This is a genomic window from Corynebacterium bouchesdurhonense, assembly GCF_900078305.2.
Classification (GTDB): domain Bacteria; phylum Actinomycetota; class Actinomycetes; order Mycobacteriales; family Mycobacteriaceae; genus Corynebacterium; species Corynebacterium bouchesdurhonense.
This window is the reverse complement of the sequence record NZ_LT546026.1, coordinates 279,295-301,756: the sequence shown is the minus strand read 5'-3', so window position 1 is coordinate 301,756 and position 22,462 is coordinate 279,295. Positions and strand designations below refer to the sequence as shown.

The window sequence follows — 22,462 nt, the reverse complement described above, 5'->3', positions numbered from 1 at the left end:
TGTGTGTTCGCGTCCACTCACCAGTATCTGACACACCACACCAACCCAGGTGTGGCCCCACATGTGTGTCGGTGGTTCATAGCGGCGGGGAAACGCCCCGTCCCCTTCCGAACCCGGAAGCTAAGCCCCCCCCCGCCGATGGTACTGCACCCGGGAGGGTGTGGGAGAGTAGGTTACCGCCGACCCAACAACCCAAAACAACAACTGCATATCCACGGCCCCGCACACCACACGTGCGGGGCCCTTGCGCTCTCACCCCTCACCGGTGAAACAGGCATCACCCCTTTGGTCGGGCCCAACATGCGTTAGAACTCGAACACTGCACCTCGTTACCGCCATACGAACATGGTGGTAACGAGGTGCTGGTTTCGAGTTTCAGCACCCCCCGGGACCAGACGGGGTCTGGTCCCCCGCCACAGGCCACCGAGCCCACCCGGCAACGCCGCGGGCCGGCAAACAGGCATATTCCCCGCCCGGCCACACGCCCACAAACAGGCATAACCCCAGGTCGCTGCTCCCCGGCAGGCGAATATGCCTATTTGCAATATGCCTGTTTACAAAAACCAGGCCACCACAGGCCACCGCCGGCCACCGCGGGCCGGTAAACAGGCATATTCCCCACCCGGCCCCACGCCAACAAACAGGCATAACCCCAGGTCGCTGTTCCCCGGCAGGCGAATATGCCTGTTTGCAATATGCCTATTTGGAAAAACCAGGCCACCACAGGCCACCGCGGGCCACTGATCCGGCCTCCCGACACCACCCTCACCCGCCGCCTTTTCACCACCGGGCCGAGGCTCTGCGGCCGAGTGCGACCGCCCATTTATACTGTTGGAAACATGAGCGAAAGGGTTTACATGTCGGATCAGGACAATCGTCAGCGTCGCGATTCCCACCAGAACCGGGGTGCCGGCGGGCGAGCAGGCGGCGGTCGCAAGGGCTCCGGCAGCCGCAATGGCAAGGGCGGGCACGGCCGTGGTGAGCGCGACGGCCGAGGGGGTCGCGACCAGGTTCGCCACAACCGTTCGAATCCGCAGCGCCAGGGTTTCCGCGAGGACCGGATGGCACAGCGGTTGTCCGAGCCGGACTTGCCCGATGACATCGATGTGACTGTCCTGGACCCGTCCGTCCTTCAAGACCTGCGCGGGCTGGCGAAGGACAACGCCGATCGCGTAGCAAAACACATGATCATGGCCTCGGAACTCTTGGAGGACGACCCTCAGCTCGCCCTGCGCCACGCTCGCGCCGCCAAGAACCGTGCTGGCCGGGTTGGCGTCGTCCGCGAGACCAACGGTGTGGTGGCCTACCATGCCGGCGAATGGAAAGAGGCGCTCTCCGAGCTTCGCGCGGCGCGGCGAATGACCGGCGGCCCTGGCCTCATTGCCGTGATGGCGGACGCGGAACGCGGCATGGGTCGGCCGGAAAAGGCCCTTGAACTCGGGCGAACCCCGGAGGTGGCGGAGCTGAACGAGGCCGACCGCATCGAGCTGGCCATCGTGATGGCGGGAGCGCGCCACGACCTCGGGCAGCACGAGTCGGCGCTAGCCACGCTCGACCGCCTTGGGCCGTCGCTGGATTCGGAGGGGCTCGAACAAGTCCGTTTGTCCTACGCGTACGCCGATGCGCTGCTGGCGCTCGGTCGCGAGGAAGAGGCGAAAACGTGGTTCGAGCACGTCGCCGATATCGACGTGGATGGCATGACTGACGCCGAAGATCGTATCGCTGAGCTCGGTTAGGGAGGGGATGAGACATGAGTCTGCTTGATCGGCACGACGCGCTGATGCTGGACCTCGACGGCACCTTGTGGGAGGGCGGCGAGGCTTTGCCGCACGCCGTTGACGCCGTGAATAGTGCTGGCATCCCCGCGGTGTACATCACCAACAACGCCTCCCGCGGGGCGGACGAGGTCGCGGCGATGCTGCGCAATGTGGGCCTGGCTGCGGAGGCCGCCGATGTGCGCACTTCGGCGCAGGCAGCGCTGACGATGGCGGCAGCTCGTCTTTCGCCGGGGGATCCGGTGCTCGTGGTCGGGGCACAGTCGTTTAAAGACCTGGTTGGCGCCGAGGGGTACCGCGTGGTGGAGTCTGCCGACGCAGCACCCAAGGTGGTGCTGCACGGCCACTCGCCCGAGACAGGCTGGAAGCAGCTGTCCGAGGCCGCGCTGGCGATCCGTGCCGGCGCGGCGTACATCGCCTCGAACCTCGACACGACGCTGCCCATGCAGCGGGGACTCATGGTGGGCAATGGATCCATGGTGGCGGCGGTGACCTCGGCCACGGGTGTGGTGCCGGAGTCCGCGGGCAAACCCCAGCCGGCGATGTTCCTCCAGGTCGCGGCAGAACGGGGGTTCGCGCGCCCGCTCGCGGTGGGCGACCGGTTGGACACCGACATCCAGGGAGCAGTGGCGGCGGGAGTTCCGGCCCTCCACGTACTCACCGGTGTCTCGGGCCCGCTGGCACTGTTGGAGGCGCCAGAGGAGCAGCGACCGACTTACATCGCCGAGGACCTGCGGGCCCTGGGCCAGGAGCCAGAGGCGCTGCGGCCGGGGCCGCAGGGCGGGTTCGGCGCGCGCGTCGACGGCAAGGACATCATCCTCAGCCACGGTCGCGAGGGCGCGACCAGCGTCGAGGCGCTGCGGACCGTGCTCCAGGTGGCGTGGGCAATGGACACGCCGCCGGAGCTCGTCCGCCCCAACTCCGATGCCGCAGAGGCGGCCACGGCGGATTGGTGGTGAGACAGGTGGCGGCACCGAAACCACACGACCCGCGTGCGCCTCACGTGGGCGTCGATACGCTGCGCGAGGAGTTCAACGGACTCCTCGGCGAGCATGCCGAGACCCTGAGCGATGAGGTTGCGCTGCTCACCCGCGCGCACGCCCTGCTCCACGACGCGCTGCAGGCGGGATAGGCCGGGATAAGCAATGGCTCCAGGAAGGCGGCGTCTCGACGCGGAGCTCGTGCGTCGCAAGATTGCGCGCTCGCGCGAGCAGGCGCAGGCGTGGATCAAGGAGGGACGCGTTGAGGTTGCCGGGTTCACCGCAACCAAGCCGGCGACCGTGGTGGAGCCGGGGGTGTCCATCAAGGTCAACGTGAGCGAAGAGGATGAATGGGCGTCCAGAGGCGCGCACAAGCTGCTTGGCGCGTTGGAGGTGTTTGGGCGTTCGGGACTGAGCGTCGACAAGCGAAAAGCTCTGGATGCGGGGGCTTCCACCGGCGGCTTCACCGATGTGCTGCTCAAACGCGGCGCGCGCGAGGTAGTGGCGGTGGATGTGGGTTACGGGCAGCTTGTGTGGCGGCTGCAGAACGACAAGCGGGTGCGGGTGCTGGACCGGACGAACATCCGCAACCTCACGCCCGAGATGACCGGCGGGCCCGCGGAGCTGATGGTGGGGGACTTGTCGTTCATCTCGCTCAAGCTCGTGCTGCCGGCGATCGTGGAGTGCCTGACGGAGGGGGCCGACCTGCTGCCCATGGTGAAGCCGCAGTTCGAGGTGGGCAAGGACCGCCTCGGCAGCGGCGGTGTGGTGCGCTCGCCACAGCTTCGCGCCGAGGTCACCTCGGACGTGGCGCAGTACGCGCAAAGCCTCGGGCTGAGCCTGCGGGGCGTGACCGCGTCGCCCCTTCCGGGGCCGAGCGGAAACGTGGAATACTTCCTGTGGCTGGTGAAGGACGGCTCCGCCACCGCGCCGTCGCCGGAAGAGGTGGTGCGCATGGTGGCGGCCGCCGTGGAGGAAGGACCGCAGTGATGACATCCACGACGCAGGGCACGACGGAGGGCGCCGCGCAGCCGCAGGGCGCCGAGCGCGAGATCCTGCTCGTCCCGCACTTCTACCGCCCCGACAACATCGAGGCTGCGGCGAGCGCTGCGAGCATGCTGCGCGACGCCGGAATCCGGGTGCGGCTGCTGGACCAGGGATTCCGCGAGCCCGATGGCGGGGCAAGCCCCGTGAGCAGCGACCCGGTGCTCGGCCAGCTAGAGTCCGTGCTGCCGGGACCGGACGCGGCCGCCGGGTGCGAGCTCGTGCTGGTACTCGGAGGAGACGGCACCTTCCTGCGCGCTGCTGGGGTGGCGCGCGACCAGGACATCCCGGTGCTGGGCATCAACCTGGGCCACGTGGGTTTCCTCGCGGAGGGCGAGGCGGAGAGCCTGGATGCGGCGCTGCGTCAGGTGGTGGACCGGACGTACGTGGTAGAGGAGCGCATGACTATCGACGTCTACGTCAGCGCCCCCGACGGCGAGGAGATTGGGCGCAGCTGGGCGCTCAACGAGTGCAGCATCGAAAATATCGAGCGCAACAAGGTGTTGGACGCGGTGCTGGAGGTCGACTTCCGCCCCGTGTCCGCGTTCGGGTGCGACGGCGTGCTGATCTCCACACCGACCGGCTCAACCGCGTATGCGTTCTCCGCCGGCGGGCCCGTGATGTGGCCCGCCCTCGACGCGATCCTGGTGGTGCCGAACAACGCGCACGCCCTGTTTGCGAAGCCGCTGGTGGTCTCGCCGCGGTCTACCGTGGCGGTGGAATCGGACCCGTCCACGGGTACCGCCGTGGCGGTGATGGACGGGTTCCGGCGCATTGAACTGCCGCCGGGATCGCGCGTGGAGGTCATCCGCGGCTCCCGCCCCGTGAAGTGGGTGCGCCTGGACCAGCGGCCGTTCACCGACCGCCTAGTGCGGAAGTTCCAGCTCCCGGTGTCCGGGTGGCGCGGGCCGAAGTACGGGCTGGCCTAGGGAAGGTAGGGTAACTCCCACCATGCTGGCAGAAATTTCGATCCAGAACCTCGGCGTCATCCCGTCCGCGTCCGCGGAGCTCTCCTCCGGTCTCACGGTGCTCACGGGCGAGACGGGTGCGGGTAAGACGATGGTGGTCACGGGCCTGCGCCTGCTCACCGGCGGGCGCGCCGACGCCTCCCGGGTCCGCTCCGGCGCGGCCGAGGCGGTGGTGGAGGGCGCGTTCAGCACTGTGGGCCTCGGCGAGGGCGCGCGCGAGCGGGTGGCTCAGCTGGCCGCCGGCGCGGGGGCTGAGGAGGACGAGAACGGCGAGTACGTGGTCACCCGCTCGGTGAAGGCCACCGGCAGGTCGAAGGCGCACCTCGGCGGGCGCACCGTGCCCGCCGCGACGCTGGCGGAGGTTACGGAGCCGCTTTTAACCATCCACGGCCAGAACGACCAGCTCCGCCTCATGTCCCCCGACCAGCAGCTGGCAGCGCTGGACAGGTTCGACCCCGAGATCCAGGCGGTCCTGGCCGGCTACCGAGAGGTGTACACCGAGTGGCGCCGCGCCGCCCGCGAGCTAAAGGAGCGCACCGAGAGGAAGCTGGAGCTGGCGCAGGAGGTGGACCGGCTGCGCTTCGCAATCGAAGAGATCGACGCGGTGGCGCCGGCGGAGGGCGAGGAGGAAGAGCTCGTCGCCGCCGTCAACCGCCTCCAGGACGTAGACGCGCTGCGCGAGGCGGCGGCCGGCGCCCTCGCCGCGATCGACGGCTCTGAGGCTGCCGGGGCGCTCGGCGGCCTCAGCGGCAGCGAGGAGGCTGCGGCGTCGACGCTGGTCGGCCAAGCAGCGGACGGGCTCGCGGGCTCGAGCGACCCGTCGCTCAAGGACCTCGGTGCACGGTTGCGGGAGGTCAGCGCAGTGCTTGGCGACGTCTCCGTGGAGCTGGGCGGCTACCTCGAGGCCCTGCCGAGCGACCCGGGGGAGCTCGACCGCCTGCTGCAGCGGCAGCAGGAGCTGAAAACGCTCACCCGCAAGTACGCCCCGGATGTGGCCGGCGTGATCGCGTGGCGCGCCAAGGCGGGGAAGCGGCTGGGGAAGATTGATACGTCGGACGGTGCCGTCGAAAAGCTGAAAAAGCGCGTGGCGGAGCTGGAGGGGGAGCTGGCTGCGCGCGCGGGAAGGCTGTCGGCCGCGCGCGAGGCCGCTGCGGAGGCGCTCGGCGCGGCGGTGACCGACGAGCTGCACGGCCTGGCGATGCCGAAGGCGCGGCTCGAGGTGCACGTGGAGCGCGCGGCCTACAGCCGCGACGGCGCGGACGCCGTGGAAATCCGGCTCGCGCCGAACACGGCCATGGAGGCGAAACCGCTGTCCACCAGCGCGTCCGGCGGCGAGCTCTCGCGAGTGATGCTGGCGCTCGAGGTGATCCTCTCGGGCCTAGCCGGGGGAGCGACACTGGTCTTCGACGAGGTTGACGCGGGCGTGGGTGGGCGCGCCGCGGTGGAGATCGGCAGGCGTCTGGCGCGGCTGGCCGCCAACAACCAGGTCATCGTGGTCACGCACTTGCCGCAGGTGGCGGCGTACGCGGACACGCACCTGCACGTGTCAAAGAACGTCGGTGACGAGGCGGTCACCTCCGGCGTTCGCAGCCTGAGCGAGGCGGAGCGCGTGGAGGAGCTGGCGCGCATGCTGGCGGGCCTGGATGACTCGGACACCGGCCGCGCCCACGCTGCAGAGCTACTCAGCCGCGCGCAGCGCGAGGTGGCCGAGCTGCGCGGGTAGCCCGCCCGCGCGCCTCCCACCGTTGTGGCAGGTCACCGTGCATACTGTCCGCCATGACTGTCTCCAACGACGCATCAGGCGCGGTACCAGGCGCTGCGACCGCTGCCACGCTGCAGGGTGTCCTGCGCGATTGCACGCCGCAGGGGAAGGGCCTGGGCCGCATGAAGGCGGGCGACATCGCGTTCGTGGACGCGCCCGACATGACCCGCCGCTTGGCGGAGCTCCTGGTGGCGGCGCAGCCGGCGGCGGTGGTCAACCTCGACCGCTTCACCACGGGCGCGATTCCCAACTACGGCCCGCACGTGCTGCTCGATGCCGGCATCCCGCTCTTCGAGGCAGCGGGCAGCGGCATGCGCGCCAAGGTGCGCGACGGCAAGAAGGCGCGGCTGAGCCCGGAGGGCGAGATCACCGTGGGCAAAAAGGTGGCCGGGCACGCGACGCCGGTGAGCCGCGCCGACGTGGACTCCACCTTCGCCGACGCGCAGCGCAGCCTGGTGGACAACATGGAGGCGTTCTTCGGCAACACCATCCAGTTCATCCACTCCGAAGCGCCGTTGCTTATCGACGGCGTCGGTGCGCCCGAAGTCGGCGACATCATGTCCGACCGGAAGGTTCTGGTGGTCTCGCCCGCGCCGGATACCAAGGAGCGGTTGGCGGGGCTGCGCAACTTCATCGCCGAGTTCACCCCCGTGATCATTGGCGTGGGGCAGGCGGCCGATACCCTCACGGAGATGGGCTACGACTCGGACTTCATCGTGGCGGACCCCACCGAGGTGTCGGAGAAGAGCCTGCGCGGCGACGCCCGCGTGATCTTGCCCGCGGAGACCGACGGCTACGCGCCCGGCCTGGAGCGCATCCAGGACCTCGGCGTGGGCGCGATGACCTTCCCGGCGGCCACCGAGTCCCCGACGGACCTGGCCATTCTCCTCGCCGTGTTCCACGACGCGGAGACGGTGGTGACGGTGGGCCAGCCGGTGGAGCTGGATTCAATCTTCGCCGACGCGGGCACCACGGAGCCGGCGGCGCTGCTCACTAGGCTGAAGGCGGGCCGCAGAATCGTCGACTCGACCGTGATCGAGCACCTGTACGAGAAGGGCCCGGGCGGCGGCGGTGTTGCCTGGGCGTGGGCGATCCTGGGGCTGTTGGTCGCGGCCGCTACCATCATCGTGATCGTCGGGCTCGGCGGCTCGGGCACGTTCAGCGACAATCTGGTGGACACCTGGGAGGCGGTTTCCCGGGAAGTCCAGAGCTGGTTCGACAGCTGGTTCAACAACAGGGCCAACTAGGCGGCGGAGAGGAGCAACCATGGGACAAGGATCGCGGGGCTCGGGTCTCGTCGCGGCGGGCGTGGGGTGGGGCGTGGCCATCGGTGTGGCGCTGGGCACGCTGCTCATCGCGCCCGCCGTCAACGGCACGCTGGATCAGGGGCCGTTTACCCGGGGTGCGGCCGGTACTACCAGCTCGGCGAACGAAGACGCGAACGGGGCGGCCGCGCAGGATGCGGCGCGGCAGGCGCAGGCCGCGAACGAGCTGCTGGCGGAGGCGTCAACGCGCCTCGTGGCCGGCGCGCTGGAGGGTGTGCCCGTGACCATCATCCGCACCGCGGACAGCGCGGACGAGGACGCGGCTGCCGTGCGCTGGCTGGCCAACGCCGCAGGGGCGACGAAGGCGGGCAGTCTCACCCTCACGGAGAAGTTCTTCGACCAGAACTCTGCCGACGAGCTGAGCAGCATTATCGCCAACACCCTGCCCGCGGGAGCCCAGCTGTCCGTAGAGAACCGCTCTCCGGGCACGCACGCGGGCCAGTCCCTGGCCGCCGCCTTGGCCCAGGACCCGGCTACCGGGGAGGGCTACGCCAGCGCCGCCGACCGGGACCTGGTGCTCGATGCCCTTGCGGCCGCGGGCTTTGTCGAGGTGGACGCCCCGGTTGAGCCGGCCGGCGCGATCATCGTGGTTGCCGGCGAGGCCACCGAGGGATTCGCGGGCCAGGCTCTTCAGGATTTCGCCGCCGCTTTGCGCGAGCGGGCCGACGCCGTGCTCGCCACGCGCGGTCAGGCCCCAGATGCGAACGCGGTGGGCGAGGTGGACGCCGAGGCCGGTCGCATCCGCGCCGTGCTCTCGGCGGGCGAGCAGCATTCCGCACGGGGCTAGGGTGGTGCGCATGAGCCACGATTTCACCGTCACCGATTCGCATTTGCTTGTCGACGCACCCATTCTCGCCCTGCGCCGCGACAGGCTCGCCATGCCCGGCGGGCGCGAGGCCGACCGCGAGATTGTCGAGCACTTCGGCGCCGTCGCTGTGGTGGCGCTTGACGCCGACGGGCGCGTGGCCATGGTGGAGCAGTACCGCCACTCCGTGGGCCGGCGCTTGCTGGAGTTGCCCGCTGGCATTCTTGACATCCACGCCGAGCCCGAGCTGGACACCGCCAAGCGGGAACTGCACGAGGAGACGGGGCTAGCGGCAGACGAGTGGGCCGTGCTGGTGGATCTGGTCACCTCCCCGGGGTTCGCGGAGGAGGCGGTTCGCGTCTTCATCGCCCGCGGGCTGCGCAACGTCGAGCGCCCCGCAGCCGAGGATGAGGAGGCTGACATGGACCTTTCGTGGGTGCCACTGGACGAGGCCCGGGCGGAGGTGATGCGGGGGGAGATTGTGAACTCCATCGCCGTGGCGGGGATCCTGGCCGCCGGCGAGGTGGAGGCAGGCCGGGCGAAACCGCGGGGCACGGACGAGCCGTTCACGCTGCGGCCGACGTCGCTGGCCGAGCGACGCGCGGCGCAGGGTGCCGTCCCCGACATGAAGCGGATCTAGCGGGCGCGAGGTGCGCGCCGAGGAGCTGGCTAGCCGGTGGCACACCCACCTGGCGGTGGAGCGGGGGGTATCAGACCACACCCTGAGCAACTACGACCGCGACTTGCGCCGCTACGTGGGGTGGCTCGCCGCGGCGGGGGTCGAGGACCTCGCGGGGGGCACGCCGCGGCACTTGGGGGCGGACGTGGCGGGCCTGCGACGGGGGGCGGGCGGGGCGCGGCCGCTGGCGGCGTCGTCGGCGGCGCGCGCGCTGGTGGTGGCGCGCGGCCTCCACCGCTTCGGCGTGGCGGAGGGGGTGCTGCCGGCGGATGTGGCGGCGGAGGTTCCGGTTGCGTCGACAAGCGAAAAGCTCCCGGACACGCTCTCGGTGGAGGAGGTCGCGGCGCTGCTTGAAGCTTGCCCCACGGAGACGGCCGCCGGGCTGCGCGACAAAGCGCTGCTGGAGGCGCTCTACGCCACGGGCGCGCGCGTGTCCGAGGTGCTCGCGCTGAGCGTGGACGACGTGGCGGACGCGGCGGGGGTGATCGCGGTGACGGGCAAGGGCAATAAGCAGCGGCTGGTGCCGCTTGGCTCGCACGCGCAGGCGGCGATCGATGCCTACCTGGTGCGGGGGCGGCCAGCGATGGCCAATGGCAAGTCTCACGCCTTGTTTCTGAACGCGCGCGGCGGGCAGCTGAGCCGGCAAAGCGCCTGGAACGCGATCAAGGTGGCGGCGCGGCGCGCGGGAATAGACAAGGATGTCTCCCCGCACACGCTGCGGCACTCCTTTGCAACGCACCTGCTTGAAGGGGGCGCGGACGTGCGCACGGTGCAGGAGCTGCTGGGGCACTCCTCGGTGACAACCACGCAGATTTACACGCACATCACCGCGGACAGCCTGCGCGAGGTGTGGGCCGGGGCGCACCCGCGCGCGTAGCGCCTCCGCGCGAAATTGCACCGTTGTAATATGGTTGCGTCAAGTGCTCAGGCGGGATGAGGAGGAACCGGCGATGGCGGAGAAGGCGGGCAACGGCGCACTGTTCGAAGCCGAGGAGCAGCGAACCTTTCTCACCGGACGGCCCCACCGGGAGTTCCCCGCGCCGAAGGAGCTCGACCGCCACGGTCCCGCGAAGATCATCTCGATGGTGAATCAGAAGGGCGGGGTGGGCAAGACCACCTCCACCATCAATCTCGGCGCGGCGCTGGTGGAGCAGGGTCGCAAGGTGCTGCTGGTGGACCTGGACCCCCAGGGTGCGCTCTCCGCTGGCCTCGGCGTTTCCCACGACGAGGACCAGGTGACCGTCTACGACCTGCTCTTTGACAACACCGCCAGCATCCACGCCGCCATCAAGCACTCCAAGGTCTCGGGCCTGGACTTGGTGCCGGCGAACATCGACCTCTCCGCGGCCGAGATTCAGCTGGTCAACGAAGTAGGCCGCGAGCAGACCCTGGCCCGGGCGCTGCGCCCGGTGCGCGGGGAGTACGACTACATTTTTATCGACTGCGGCCCCTCCCTCGGCCTGCTCACGGTAAACGCCTTGGCCGCCTCCCAGGGCGTGATCATCCCGATGGAGGGCGAGTACTACTCGCTTCGCGGCCTGGCCCTTTTGACGGACACGGTGGAAAAGGTGCGCGACCGTATCAATTTCGACCTGGACATTGTGGGCATCCTGGTCACCATGTTCGATCGCCGCACCACGCACGCCCGCGAGGTGATGGACCGCGTGGTGGAGGTGTTCGGGGACCGCGTCTTCGACACGGTGATTACCCGCACCGTCCGGTTCCCGGAGACGTCGGTGGCGGGCGAGCCCATCACCACCTGGGCGCCGAACTCGCAGGGCGCTGACCAGTACCGCAGCCTCGCCCTCGAGGTGATGGAGCGCGTTGAGCGCTAAACCGGCGAGCGCGGAAACGGGCGCCGGGGCGGGCGATCAGCCGGAGATCACCGGCTTCACCCTCGCGCTGCACAATTTCTCCGGCCCCTTCGACCTTCTGCTCAGCCTGATCAACTCGAAAAAGCTCGACGTGACCGAGGTGGCGCTCGCCGAGGTGACGGACGAGTTCATCGCCTACACCCGGGCGCTGGGGGAGACCGCGCGCCTGGACGAGGTGACGGACTTCCTCGTGGTCGCCGCGACGCTGCTCGACCTGAAGGCGGCGCGCCTCCTGCCGCGCGGCGAGGCCGGGGAGATCGAGGACTTAGACCTGCTCGAGTCCCGGGACCTGCTCTTCGCCCGCCTGCTGCAGTACCGGGCGTACCAGCGCGTGGCGGACCAGTTCGCACGCTGGCAGCAGGGCGCGCAGCGCCGGTACCCGCGGGCGGTGTCGATGGAGCCCCGGTTCGCCGAGTTGCTCCCGCCGGTGGCGCTCGGGCACACGCCCGCGAGCTTCGGGCAGCTGGCCGCGAGCGTGTTCCGCCCACGCCCGCCCGAGGAGGTTCGCACGGACCACCTGCACGAGGTGGCCGTCTCCGTGCCCGAGCAGGCAGGCCGCATCCTGGACTCGCTCAAGCTCGCGGGCGCGGGCGAGTGGCTGACGTTTGCGGCCCTGACCAGGGATTGCACCCGCTCGATGGAGGTGGTCGGCCGCTTCCTCGCCCTGCTGGAGCTGTACAAGGCCCGCGCCGTGGACACGGAGCAGGCGGAGGCGCTCGGGCCGCTCGGCGTGGCGTGGACCGGCATCGACGTGGACCCGGCGGTCGTCGCGGCGGGCAACTGGGAGTAGCCGGGTAGCATGGCGGGCCATGGATAACGCCCCTGACGCCGCACCGGACCTTACCGCTTCGCTCCCGCTTGTGTCGCAGCTGCGCTCGCAGATCGAATCGATCTGTCTCTTATAAACAACTCCGGGCCCACGAGGTCTCCATCGCAGCGCGGCTCAGCTTCGTCTGCGCCCCGTCCAGCACGAAGGCCTCCACCGCGGCAGCGGGATCGAGCTGCGCGAGACGGCGGAGGGGTGGCGGCTGTACACGCGCCCGGAGAACGCCGCCGCGGTGGAGGCCTTCGTGCTGGACGGGGCGCAGACGAAGCTGAGCCGCGCTGCGATGGAGACGCTGGCGGTGGTTGCGTACCGGCAGCCCGTCACCCGTGCGCAGGTGGCGGGGGTGCGGGGCGTGAACGTGGACGGCGTGATGCGCACGCTCGCGCTGCGCGGGCTGATCGCCGAGGTGGACCCGGACGAGGCGAGCGGGGCGCACCGCTACGTCACCACCGAGCTGTTCCTGGAGCTTCTTGGTATCGATTCGCTGGAGCGGTTGCCGGATCTGGCGCCGCTGTTGCCGGACGTGGACGCCATTGAGGATGCCTGGTAACCGCGTTGGGGCTGCTAGACTGGCGCCGATAATTTCACACCCGCAGATCTTTAACAGTAAAGGATGCACGCATGACTCCACCCGCTCGCCGCGACGGCACACCGGACAGAGGTACACCCGGCAAGGACGACACGTTCTACATCTCCTACGCCAAGCCCGCCCGCAAGCAACACGTCGACCCGGACCGGCGCCGCCGCAACCGCCCCAGCGACCGAGCGCAGGAACCCCACCCGCTGGCCGATAACTGGTGGGACGACGAGGACACGAAGCGCCGGAAGGAGAACTCCGACGGCGTGCGGCTGCAGAAGGTGCTCGCCCAAGCGGGTGTGGCGTCGCGCCGCCACGCCGAGGTGATGATCGAGCAGGGCCGTGTGGAGGTCAACGGCAAGATCGTCACCGTGCAGGGCACGCGCGTGGACCCGAACGTGGACGTGATCCGGGTGGACGGCGCCCGCATCAACGTGAACGAGGAGCTGGAATACTTCGCGTTCAACAAACCCCGCGGCGTGCAGACCACCATGAACGACGAGATGGACCGCATCTCCGTCGGCTCATACCTGGCCGAGCGCACCGCGTCCGGCCAGCGCCTCTACCACGTGGGCCGTCTGGACGCTGACACGGAGGGCCTGCTCATCCTCACCAACGACGGCGAGCTGGCCAACCGCCTCACCCACCCGAAGTACGAGGTGTCCAAGACCTACCTGGCCACCGTGCTGGGGGAGGCCAAGCAGGACCTGGTGAAGACGCTTCGCGAGGGCATTGAGCTTGACGACGGTCTCGCCAAGGCCGACTACGTCCAAATCGTGGACGTGCACAACGGCCAGTCGCTCATCCGGGTGGAGCTGCACGAGGGCCGCAAGCACATCGTGCGCCGCATGCTCAAGGCCGCCGGTTTCCCGGTGCAGCGACTGGTGCGCACCAAGGTCCACACCGTGCAGCTCGGCGATATGAAGCCGGGCACCATGCGGGCGCTCAACGCGTCCGAGCTCGCGTCCCTGTACAAGGCGGTGGAACTGTAAATGGCTACCCATTCCGACATTTCGAACATGCCTGGCGGCGGCCTGATCCTGGCCGTGGACGGCCCTTCCGGCACCGGCAAGTCCACCACCTGCCGCGCCCTGGCCAAGCAGCTGAACGCGAAGTACGTGGACACCGGTGCGATGTACCGCGTGGCCACTCTTGCGGTGCTGCGCGCCGGCGTTGATCCGGAGGCGACCGACGCGGTGATCGCCGCGACTGCAGAGTTGCCGCTGAGCGTCTCAGACGACCCGGACTCCACCAAGGTGCTGCTTGGAGGCGTCGACGTGTCCCGTGAGATCCGCGGCCCGGAGGTTACGCGGAACGTCTCCGCCGTCTCCGCCATCCCGCAGGTGCGGGAGAACCTGGTGGCCCTGCAGCGCCGGCTGGCGGCTGACGCCCACCGCGCGATTGTTGAGGGCCGCGACATCGGCACCGTGGTGCTGGCTGACGCCCCCGCGAAGGCCTACCTCACCGCCTCCGCCGAGGTGCGCGCCCAGCGCCGCTACGACCAGGACGTTGCGGCCGGGCGCGAGACGGACTACGAGACGGTGCTCGCCGACGTGCAGCGCCGCGACGAGCTGGACTCCACCCGCGAGACCAGCCCGCTGAAACCCGCCGAGGACGCCGTGGTGATCGACACGTCCGACATGACGCGCGCGGAAGTGCTCGATGCCCTGATCCAGCTCATTGAAAGGAGCGCCGAGTGAGCGAGACCAAGCACGGGGACGCCGCGGGCGGCGACGAGTTCGCCGACCTGCCGGAGACCCAGTTCTTCCAGCCCGGCATTGACGCCTCCGGGCTCGACGACGTGGAAGAGCAGTACCTCGGGTCGGGCGACGCCGAGTTTTACAACGCAGACTTCGACCCGGACGACTTCGACGACGCTGACTTCGACGACTTCGGGGAGGCCGACTACGGCGACGAGCTCGACGGCGACGGGGAGCCGGCCGACGGCGAGTACACCGAGGAGGAGTGGCGCGAGATCGAGCGCTCCTACGGGATCTCCCTGCCCAACATGGTGGAGGAGGCGCTACCGACGGTCTCCATCGTAGGCCGGCCGAACGTGGGCAAGTCCACGCTGGTCAACCGCTTCCTTGGCCGCCGCGAGGCCGTGGTGGAGGACCACCCGGGTGTCACGCGCGACCGCGTGAGCTACCTGGCTGACTGGGGCGGGCGCCGCTTCTGGGTGCAGGACACCGGCGGCTGGGACCCGGACGCGAAGGGCATCCACGCCGCGATTGCCCGCCAGTCCGAGGCGGCGATGGAGACCTCGGATGTGATTGTGATGGTGGTGGACTCCCACACCGGCATCACCGAAACCGACGCGGTGATGGCCCGCAACCTGCAGCGTTCCGAGATCCCTGTGATCCTGGTGGCCAACAAGTTTGAATCCGAGTCTCAGTGGGGCGACGTGGCGGAGTTCTACTCCCTGGGCCTGGGCGACCCGTGGCCGGTCTCGGCGCTGCACGGCCGCGGCGGGGCGGACGTGCTGGATGAGATCCTGCGCCTGTTCCCGGAGGTGCCGCGCGCCGCGAACTCGGTTACCGAGGGCCCGCGCCGCGTGGCGCTTGTCGGCCGGCCGAACGTGGGTAAGTCCAGCCTCCTTAACAAGCTGTCCAAGTCGGACCGCTCGGTGGTGGACAACGTGGCCGGCACCACGGTGGACCCGGTTGACGAACTTATCCAGCTGGACGAGCACCTGTGGAAGTTCATCGACACCGCGGGCCTGCGCAAGAAGGTGAAGAACGCCCAGGGCCACGAGTACTACGCCAGCCTGCGCACCCGCGGCACGATCGACGCCGCTGAGGTGTGCGTGGTGGTCATCGACGCCTCCGAGGAGATCTCGGAGCAGGATCAGCGCGTGATCTCCATGGTGCTCGAGGCGGGTAAGGCCATGGTCATCGCCTTTAACAAGTGGGACCTCATGGACGAGGACCGCCGCTACTACTTCGACCGCGAGTTCGACGAGATGGTGGGCCACCTGAGCTGGGTGACCAAGATCAACATCTCCGCCGACACCGGCCGCGGTCTGCACCGCCTGGAGCCGGCGATGACGGAGGCGCTGGAGAACTGGGACCGCCGTGTGTCCACCGGCCAGCTGAACAACTGGCTGCGCGAGGCGATCGCCGCCAACCCGCCGCCGATGAAGAACAACCGCCTGCCCAAGCTGCTCTTCGCCACCATGGCCGCGACCCGCCCACCGACAATCATCCTGTTCACCACGGGCTTCCTCGATGCGGGGTACCGCCGCTACCTGGAGCGCAAGTTCCGCGAGCAGTTCGGCTTCCACGGCACCCCGATCCGCATCGCGGTGCGCGTGCGCGAGCGCAACCCGAGGAAGCGTTAGCGTGCGCCCGGCGATCGTTGCGTTGCACGGCAAGGGAGATAACGGCCCGAGCTTCGCTCAGGGCACGGGGCTTTTGCTTGCCGACGCCACCGTTGCCGCGCCCACCGGCGCGGGACTTGCGTGGGCCCCGGCCCCGTACGCCCACACCACACTGGAGGAAGACGCGGCGCGCATCGATGCCATCGTGGGCTCGCTGATCCGCGACCACGGCGCCGACCCGGAGCGGGTCTACCTGGTTGGCTTCTCCAACGGCGGCGGACTGGCCGTGGCACTGTCCACGCTCAGCGATCGCTTCGCGGGTGTGGCCACGGTCGCTGCCGCCGTTCGAACCTCGCCCGAGACGATCGCTACCTGCATCGATCCCGTGGACTACCTCAACATCCACGGCCCCTGGGATGACGTGGTGCCGTACGCGGGGCTGGCGGGCTCGAACTTCGGCGCCCTTGAGACCACCGAGGCGTTTCGCACCCGCAACGCGGAGAATGCCCGCGCGGTGCACATCCCGGTAGAGCGCGCGGCCCACGAGTGGCGCCCGGGCACCACCGAGGCGATCCTCGACTTCTTCGGTATCGAGCTGACCGGCTTCCCCGGCCAGGGGCAGTACTACTGGTAAGAGGCTGGTGGGGCCTCGGAGCTACCCGCGGGTGAAGAGGAACGCGTCGGTGCGGTACGGCAGTGGCAGGATTTGCCCGGGGACGAGCCCGAGGCGCTCGTAGAGGGACCAGCGCAGATTCGCTTCCACCTTCGCGCGCGTGCGTTCGCTGGCGCGCAACCAGTAGGAGCGCGTCGCCGCGAGTGCGAACAGGTCGTCCGTGGTGACCGGCTGAAACCACTTGGTGCGCAGCTCCCGCTCGAGGCACCACGGGGCGGCAACGGCGGGGGGGAATCCCTCTCGGTGCACGTCGCCTGAGTGCGTGATGCGGGAGTAGCGCAGCACCCAGGGGTGGGTCACGTCGAGGGTGTTCCAGGCCAGCAGCAGCTTGCCGCCGGGGGCGGCGACGCGGTCGGCCTCGGCGCTTGCCGCGCCCGCGTCCACCCAGTGCCACGTTTGGGCGCAGGTGATGGCGTCAAAGGAGGCGTCGACAAGCGGAAGCTCCTCAGCGGTGGCCCGCACCACCGCAACCTGGGGCAGGCGGGCGCGCAGCACGCGCGCCATGTCCGGCGAGGGGTCGACCGCGGTGACCCGCCGGCCGGGCGCGAGCGCCTCGGTGAGTTTGCCGGTTCCGGCGCCGATGTCTAGCACCGTCGACGCGCCCGCGACCAGCTGGGAAACCTCGGCGGGGTAGGACGGACGGGCATCGTGGTACGCGTCAGCGCCCTGCGCGAAGGCGGACGCGGTGGCCCGGCGGGCGTCAACTGTGGGGAAGCCCGGCGCGTCCTTCCCGCTCGGCTTGAAGTTGCGCGGCGCGGGGCGGGGGTTCATAACTACCGCAATCTACCGCGGCCGCGGCGCGGGTGACGCGTGCGGGTGGGATGCGTTACCCTACCGAATGATGTGCAGCGCAACGGGACCGGCAGGCGGAGTGCGGCGGCGAGTCTCGGCAGCCGCCGCCGTGTGCCTGCTCGGATGGGCAGTGACAGCCTGCGCGTCGCCGCGCGACGGGGCGGAGCTGTTCACCACCATGAGCAAGAGCCCCCCGGCCGAACCCGTGGCGCCGGGGGAGCACGCGGAGCCTTTGAGCCCGCCCGCCGTGGAGACTCGCACCATCACCGCCGCGGGTCTGCAGCGCGAGTTCATCCTCTCCCTGCCCGCCGGGGCCCGGCAGCGCGCGAGGCTGCCCCTAATCATGGTCTTTCACGGTTACCGGGAGGATGCTGAGACCATCCACCACTACTCCGAGCTGGATAAGGCGGACGCGGTGGTGGCGTACATGCAGGGCAAGGACGATGCCTGGGCGCCCGCGCCGTACGCGGGCACGTCGGGGGAGCAGGACTTGGCGTTTGTGGACGCTGTGCGCTCCCAGCTCAGCGACGAGTTCCGCATCGACGCGGCCCGCGTGTTCGCCGCGGGGCTGTCCAACGGCGGCGGGTTCGCCGCCTTCGTGGGGTGCCAGCGCCCCCAGGACTTCACCGCGGTGGCAACCGTCTCAGCTGCGTTCTACCAGCGCGTCTCGGACGGCTGCTCGCGCATCCCCATCAAGCAGATCGACTTCCACGGCACCGCCGACACGGTGATGCACTACGCGGGCGGCGAGCGCCACAACACCGTCTACGACTCCACTCCCGAAATGACCGCCGAGGCCGCCGAGCGCAACCGGTGCCGCCCCCAGCCCGCCGAGCGGCGCGTGGCCGACACCGTGGTGGAGGAGCGCTGGGAGGATTGCGACGCGGGCCTCGAGCACTTCCGCATCGAGGGCGGACCGCACGTGTGGCCGGGCGGACTGCAGGATGAGTCCGGGACCGCGCCGAGGGGCTTCGCCACCGACCAGATCCTGGATTTCTTCCGGGTCAAGCACCGCCGGCCGAGCTAGTTGGCGTTGGTGCTGTTGCTGCCCTCGGCGGTGCTGGAGCTCGAGCCGGATCCAACGTCGCACTTGGCGTAGGTGTCGCCGAAGGCCGCGAGGACGGCGATGAGCGCGCCAGCCGCCGCCGCGCGTGGACCCCACTCGCCGACCGCCTCGGCGATCTGTGGGTTGAAGATGCCGGCCTGCTTCTGCACCTCGGCGATGGTGTTCTCGATGGCCGGGATCCGCACCTGGCTGGCCAGCGCCAGAACCAGCGCCAGGCCGGGTGCAAGCATTTAGATTCCTAGGGAGGGGCATGAGCTTATCGACGCCCCCTTCAAGCAACACACCAAAGGAGCGCACAGTGAACCGCGAAATCGTCTTCATTGTCTACGTTTCGGATATCGAAGCCTCGGTAGCCTTCTACAGCGACCTCCTCGGGCTCGACACGGACTTCGTCTCACCCCGCTACGTCACCTTCGCGCTGGGCGCCGGCGTCTCGCTGGCCCTGTGGACCGGCAACTCGGCAGCGCTGGAGGGCGCACCAGCCCGCACCACCGAGGTGTGCCTCAACGTCCCGGCCGGGGAGGTTGCTGCCACGTTCGAGCAGTGGAAGGGAAAGGGCGTCACAGTCCTGCGGGAGCCGTACGAGGAGGTCTTCGGCTCCACCTTCGTGGTCGCTGACCCGGACGGCAACCTGATCCGCGTCGCCCCCATCGATTAGCCGGCGACGCTGTCCGCCGATTCGCGATTACACTCGGCCGCACCCCAACTCGTGAAAGGTTTCTTATGAAAGCCCTGACTTGGCAAGCTAAACGCACCGTGTCCGTCGAGGAAGTCCCGGACCCGAAGATCATCGAACCCACCGACGCGATCATCCGCGTCACCTCCACCGCGATCTGCGGCTCCGACCTGCACCTCTACGAGGTGCTCACCCCCTTCATGGACAAGGGCGACGTGATCGGGCATGAGCCGATGGGCATCGTCGAGGAGGTCGGCAGCGCCGTGACCAACCTCAAGCCCGGCGACCGCGTTGTCATCCCCTTCAACGTCTCCTGCGGCCACTGCTACATGTGCGAGCGCGGCCTGCAGTCCCAGTGCGAGACCACCCAGGTGCGGGAGTACGGCAGCGGCGCGACCCTGCTCGGCTACTCGCGCCTCTACGGCTCGCTGCCCGGCGGCCAGGCCGAGTACCTGCGCGTCCCCCCCGCCGACTACGGCCCCGTGAAGGTCCCTAGCGTCGGCGAGGACGAGCGCTTCCTCTTCCTGTCCGACGTCCTGCCTACCGCCTGGCAGGGTGTCCAGTACGCCAACGTGCCTGAGGGCGGCACTCTCGCGGTGCTCGGTCTCGGCCCGATCGGGCAGATGGCTACCCGCATTGGCGCCCACCTGGGCTACCGCGTCATTGGCGTGGACCCGGTTGCGGAGCGCCGCGCGATGGCGGCGCGGCACGGCATTGAGGTGCTCGAGGGCGGCGAGGGAGTCGTCGAGGAGCTGCGCGAGCGCACCGACGGCCGCGGGCCCGACTCCGTCATCGACGCGGTGGGCATGGAGGCCCACGGCTCCCCGGTCGCCGGCACCGCGCAGGCTGCCGTCGGCCTGCTGCCATCTTCGGTGGCCCGCACGGCCATGCAGACGGCGGGTGTGGACCGCCTCAGCGCGCTCTACACCGCCATCGATGCCGTGCGCCGCGGCGGCACCATCTCGCTGAGCGGTGTCTACGGCGGCATGAAGGACCCGATGCCGATGATGACGCTGTTTGACAAGCAGGTGGAGATGCGGATGGGCCAGTGCAACGTGCGCAACTGGACCGACGACTTGCTGCCTCTGGTCGACGACCCGTCTGACCCGCTCGGTGTCCTGGACCTGAAGACCCACACCGCGCCGCTTGACGACGCCCCCGCCATGTACGAGAAGTTCCAGAAGAAGCAGGACGGCTGCATCAAGGTCGTGCTCAAGCCGTAACGGCAGCTCGCCGCAGCTCGCCCCTCTGCCGTGGCGGGCGCGGCGTAGACACGGCTTAGCAACCTGGGCTGAGAAGGACCCGGCTGCGCGGTAAGCGCAGCCGGGTCCTATTCTTGGTGCACACAGGCTTGGGTCGGCAAGAGACACCAACCCCCCAAAAAATTTGTCGGACTGACAGGATTTGAACCTGCGACCCCCACACCCCCAGTGTGGTGCGCTACCAAACTGCGCCACAGCCCGATGTTGTCCGGCGGATCGTACAACCCGATCGGCAACTCGGTCAGATTACACCACTGTCATCGCGGGAGGGAAACCGGCTGGTTGTCGCACCGTCCACGTACACCCAGTGCCCGTCGCGGCGCTCGAAGCGGGAGCGCTCGCGCTGCACGCCGCCGGGGTAGTGGGCGGCGAACTCCACCACACCCTCGTTGGTAAAGGGGCCGCCGGCTACGGTCTCCACAATTTCTAGGCGGGTGAACGGCTCGCCCTCGGGGTTGACGTCCAGGGTGGCGGGGCGGGTCTCCGGCGCCCAGGTGCGCGCTAGGTAGGCGGCGTCGCCCACCACGAAGGCGGTGTAGCGCGAGCGCATCAGGGCTTCCGCGGTCGGGGGCGTGGCGCCGCGGTGGTACCGCCCGCAGCACTCGGCGTACGCCGGGCCGAGGCCGCAGGGGCAGGTTGTGGGTTGTGGGGAGGTGGGCTTAGGGGAGCGTCGCAAAGCAACAGCCCCCTAGACGCGCTTCGCGCTGGTGTGCGCGGTGCCCGAGGCCCGGTTCTGGGCGCGGCGCTCCGCGATGGTGGCGGTGCGCACCGTGGTTGCCACCTCGCTGGAGGCCACGTAGCCGTCCACCGTGGAGGCGGCGCCCGCGCGGCGCAGCTGCTCGGCCTGCTCGTCGGTGAGCTCGCCGTAGAGGGTGATCTCGCGGGTGAAGGTGTTGTCGGGGCGGTGGGTGACTTCGACGCGGACGTCGTCAAGCTTCATGCCCTTGGCCGCCTGGCGCACGGCCTGGGAGCTGGACGCGGCGAGGGCGGACATGAACAGGCCGGTGGTGGTCACGCCCTGACCCTTGCCGCCGGCGTTCTTCGCGCGGTCGGTGGTGATGGCCTGGCCGGAGGTGCGCACCACGTCGCCGAACTTGGTGCCGCGGGCGGTGTAGGAGATGGCGTTGCTGTCGCCCGTTACCTCCGGCACGAACTCGGGCACGATGTACTGCTGCGCCCAGGAACCGATGATGTCCGCGGCGCGCTGGGCGGTGCCCTGGCGGGTGAGCAGGTGGTCGGCCTTATCCAGCGCCATCAGGGACTTGGGGTAGCGGGTGAGCTGGAAAATGGTCTGCGCGTTGTCGATGCCCACGGTGGTGTCAATGGGGGAGTGCACCAACAACAGCGGCTTGCGCAGGGTGGGCAGGTAGGTCTCCGGGTTGGTGTCCGCGAGGTCCTCCAGGAAGCCGCGGGAGATGACCAGCTCTCGGCCGCCGAGCACCACCGGCACCTGGCCGTGCGCGTCCGCCTCGCCGATCTTGTCCGCGTAGTGCAGCACCGAGTGCGCCGGGTCAAACGGCGCGCCGACGGTGGCCACGCACTTGATCATTTTCTTCAGCTCGGGCCGGGTTGCGGCCTTGAGGGTTGCTGCGCCGCCGAGGGAGTGGCCCATGATCAGCTGCGGGGCGGTGAAGTGCTCCTCCATCCACTGCGCCACCGCCACAATATCGTCCACGTTCTGGCTAAACGAGGTTTCCGCGAACTCCCCCTCGGACTGGCCCAGGCCCGGGAAGTCGAACCGCAGGGTGGCAATGCCGTGCTCGGTGAGGCGCTTGGAAATGCGGGAGGCGCCAGGGGTGTGGCGCGACCCGGCGAAGCAGTGGGCGAAAATCGCGTAGGCCTGCGCGGGAGCGTCCGGGCGGTCGATCGTGGCGGCGAGCATCTTGCCGGTGGACGATGGGACGTGGACGTTCAAAGACTGCATCGGAAAAGACGTCTCCTTGTGTAGCGTTTTATCGCCGTCAAGGGTAACCCGAAGGGGCGGGGGATCGCGCGGGCGCATCCCGGGGGCGTTTACCATCGGTGTTCGATGCACGTGCACCCGCCGGCTACCCGGCAG

At 69.3% G+C, this 22,462-nt stretch carries 24 protein-coding genes, 1 tRNA gene and 1 rRNA gene; 21 read left to right on the top strand and 5 right to left on the bottom strand.

The genetic code is table 11. From position 1 onward, the window contains the following. Positions 1–67: 67 nt before the first annotated feature. The 18 genes from rrf (at position 68) to BN4252_RS03550 (ending at position 16,568) form a co-directional block, all read left to right on the top strand. Positions 68–185 (top strand): 5S ribosomal RNA (gene rrf / locus BN4252_RS03630). Positions 186–839: 654 nt separating this feature from the next. Then, complete coding sequence (locus BN4252_RS03625) at positions 840–1,736, top strand: tetratricopeptide repeat protein (protein WP_230208554.1); 897 nt, start codon at positions 840–842, stop codon at positions 1,734–1,736. Positions 1,737–1,750: 14 nt separating this feature from the next. Continuing rightward, on the top strand, positions 1,751–2,734 hold the full coding sequence (locus BN4252_RS03620) for an HAD-IIA family hydrolase (RefSeq protein ID WP_066525818.1): 984 nt from the start codon (positions 1,751–1,753) through the stop codon (positions 2,732–2,734). Positions 2,735–2,739: 5 nt separating this feature from the next. Continuing rightward, on the top strand, positions 2,740–2,907 hold the full coding sequence (locus BN4252_RS11165) for a hypothetical protein (protein WP_154670152.1): 168 nt from the start codon (positions 2,740–2,742) through the stop codon (positions 2,905–2,907). 13 nt (positions 2,908–2,920) lie between these two features. Continuing rightward, positions 2,921–3,745, top strand: a complete 825-nt coding sequence (locus tag BN4252_RS03615; RefSeq protein WP_078056744.1) for a TlyA family RNA methyltransferase — start codon at positions 2,921–2,923, stop codon at positions 3,743–3,745. Continuing rightward, the gene (locus tag BN4252_RS03610; protein ID WP_066525808.1) at positions 3,745–4,728 is read left to right on the top strand and encodes an NAD kinase; all 984 of its coding nucleotides are present in this window, start codon (positions 3,745–3,747) and stop codon (positions 4,726–4,728) included. The genes BN4252_RS03615 and BN4252_RS03610 overlap by 1 nt, the downstream gene beginning before the upstream one ends. Positions 4,729–4,750: 22 nt before the next feature. Then, positions 4,751–6,490, top strand: a complete 1,740-nt coding sequence (gene recN / locus BN4252_RS03605) for a DNA repair protein RecN (RefSeq protein ID WP_066525805.1) — start codon at positions 4,751–4,753, stop codon at positions 6,488–6,490. Between the two features lie 53 nt (positions 6,491–6,543). After that, entirely contained in the window at positions 6,544–7,776 is a 1,233-nt protein-coding gene (gene steA, locus BN4252_RS03600; RefSeq protein ID WP_066525802.1) for a putative cytokinetic ring protein SteA, read from the top strand. Positions 7,777–7,795: 19 nt separating this feature from the next. Continuing rightward, positions 7,796–8,641, top strand: coding sequence for a copper transporter (locus tag BN4252_RS03595; RefSeq protein ID WP_066525793.1), 846 nt, complete (start codon positions 7,796–7,798; stop codon positions 8,639–8,641). Between the two features lie 10 nt (positions 8,642–8,651). Next, complete coding sequence (locus tag BN4252_RS03590) at positions 8,652–9,299, top strand: NUDIX domain-containing protein (RefSeq protein WP_066525903.1); 648 nt, start codon at positions 8,652–8,654, stop codon at positions 9,297–9,299. Positions 9,300–9,309: 10 nt separating this feature from the next. Continuing rightward, on the top strand, positions 9,310–10,215 hold the full coding sequence (gene xerD / locus BN4252_RS03585; RefSeq protein ID WP_066525792.1) for a site-specific tyrosine recombinase XerD: 906 nt from the start codon (positions 9,310–9,312) through the stop codon (positions 10,213–10,215). Positions 10,216–10,288: 73 nt separating this feature from the next. Continuing rightward, entirely contained in the window at positions 10,289–11,173 is an 885-nt protein-coding gene (locus tag BN4252_RS03580; protein ID WP_066525788.1) for a ParA family protein, read from the top strand. Further along, a complete protein-coding gene (locus BN4252_RS03575) occupies positions 11,163–12,002 on the top strand; it encodes a segregation and condensation protein A (RefSeq protein ID WP_066525785.1) in 840 nt (279 codons plus the stop codon). The genes BN4252_RS03580 and BN4252_RS03575 overlap by 11 nt, the downstream gene beginning before the upstream one ends. A 163-nt stretch (positions 12,003–12,165) precedes the next feature. Continuing rightward, the gene (gene scpB / locus BN4252_RS03570; protein WP_096877757.1) at positions 12,166–12,588 is read left to right on the top strand and encodes an SMC-Scp complex subunit ScpB; all 423 of its coding nucleotides are present in this window, start codon (positions 12,166–12,168) and stop codon (positions 12,586–12,588) included. A 71-nt stretch (positions 12,589–12,659) separates the two neighbouring features. Next, the gene (locus tag BN4252_RS03565) at positions 12,660–13,607 is read left to right on the top strand and encodes a pseudouridine synthase (protein WP_066525782.1); all 948 of its coding nucleotides are present in this window, start codon (positions 12,660–12,662) and stop codon (positions 13,605–13,607) included. Continuing rightward, on the top strand, positions 13,608–14,315 hold the full coding sequence (cmk, locus tag BN4252_RS03560; RefSeq protein WP_066525774.1) for a (d)CMP kinase: 708 nt from the start codon (positions 13,608–13,610) through the stop codon (positions 14,313–14,315). Continuing rightward, the gene (der, locus tag BN4252_RS03555) at positions 14,312–15,955 is read left to right on the top strand and encodes a ribosome biogenesis GTPase Der (protein WP_392389920.1); all 1,644 of its coding nucleotides are present in this window, start codon (positions 14,312–14,314) and stop codon (positions 15,953–15,955) included. Before cmk ends, der begins: the two co-directional genes overlap by 4 nt. Position 15,956: 1 nt before the next feature. Continuing rightward, the gene (locus BN4252_RS03550) at positions 15,957–16,568 is read left to right on the top strand and encodes a PHB depolymerase family esterase (protein ID WP_066525769.1); all 612 of its coding nucleotides are present in this window, start codon (positions 15,957–15,959) and stop codon (positions 16,566–16,568) included. A gap of 21 nt (positions 16,569–16,589) precedes the next feature. Here the strand turns inward: BN4252_RS03550 and BN4252_RS03545 are convergent, their stop codons facing one another. Beyond that, a complete protein-coding gene (locus BN4252_RS03545; protein WP_066525766.1) occupies positions 16,590–17,378 on the bottom strand; it encodes a class I SAM-dependent methyltransferase in 789 nt (262 codons plus the stop codon). Positions 17,379–17,577: 199 nt separating this feature from the next. Between BN4252_RS03545 and BN4252_RS03540 the strand changes: the two genes are divergently transcribed. After that, complete coding sequence (locus BN4252_RS03540; RefSeq protein WP_187370915.1) at positions 17,578–18,426, top strand: alpha/beta hydrolase family esterase; 849 nt, start codon at positions 17,578–17,580, stop codon at positions 18,424–18,426. Here BN4252_RS03540 and BN4252_RS03535 read toward each other — a convergent pair. After that, entirely contained in the window at positions 18,423–18,695 is a 273-nt protein-coding gene (locus BN4252_RS03535; protein WP_066525756.1) for a hypothetical protein, read from the bottom strand. The genes BN4252_RS03540 and BN4252_RS03535 overlap by 4 nt on opposite strands. A gap of 68 nt (positions 18,696–18,763) precedes the next feature. Between BN4252_RS03535 and BN4252_RS03530 the strand changes: the two genes are divergently transcribed. Together BN4252_RS03530 and BN4252_RS03525 are read left to right on the top strand one after the other, a co-directional pair. Then, positions 18,764–19,123 carry a VOC family protein gene (locus tag BN4252_RS03530; RefSeq protein ID WP_230208553.1) on the top strand — a complete coding sequence of 120 codons (360 nt, stop codon included), beginning with the start codon at positions 18,764–18,766 and terminating at the stop codon, positions 19,121–19,123. Positions 19,124–19,188: 65 nt separating this feature from the next. After that, entirely contained in the window at positions 19,189–20,364 is a 1,176-nt protein-coding gene (locus BN4252_RS03525) for a zinc-dependent alcohol dehydrogenase (protein ID WP_066525745.1), read from the top strand. Positions 20,365–20,530: 166 nt separating this feature from the next. Here the strand turns inward: BN4252_RS03525 and BN4252_RS03520 are convergent. The 3 genes from BN4252_RS03520 to BN4252_RS03510 all read right to left on the bottom strand — a co-directional run bounded on the left by BN4252_RS03520 (position 20,531) and on the right by BN4252_RS03510 (position 22,327). Continuing rightward, positions 20,531–20,604, bottom strand: a tRNA-Pro gene (locus BN4252_RS03520). Positions 20,605–20,644: 40 nt separating this feature from the next. Next, on the bottom strand, positions 20,645–21,079 hold the full coding sequence (locus BN4252_RS03515) for a YchJ family protein (RefSeq protein ID WP_066525742.1): 435 nt from the start codon (positions 21,077–21,079) through the stop codon (positions 20,645–20,647). 12 nt (positions 21,080–21,091) lie between these two features. Next, a complete protein-coding gene (locus tag BN4252_RS03510; RefSeq protein ID WP_078056741.1) occupies positions 21,092–22,327 on the bottom strand; it encodes a bifunctional alpha/beta hydrolase/OsmC family protein in 1,236 nt (411 codons plus the stop codon). Positions 22,328–22,462 lie beyond the last annotated feature (135 nt).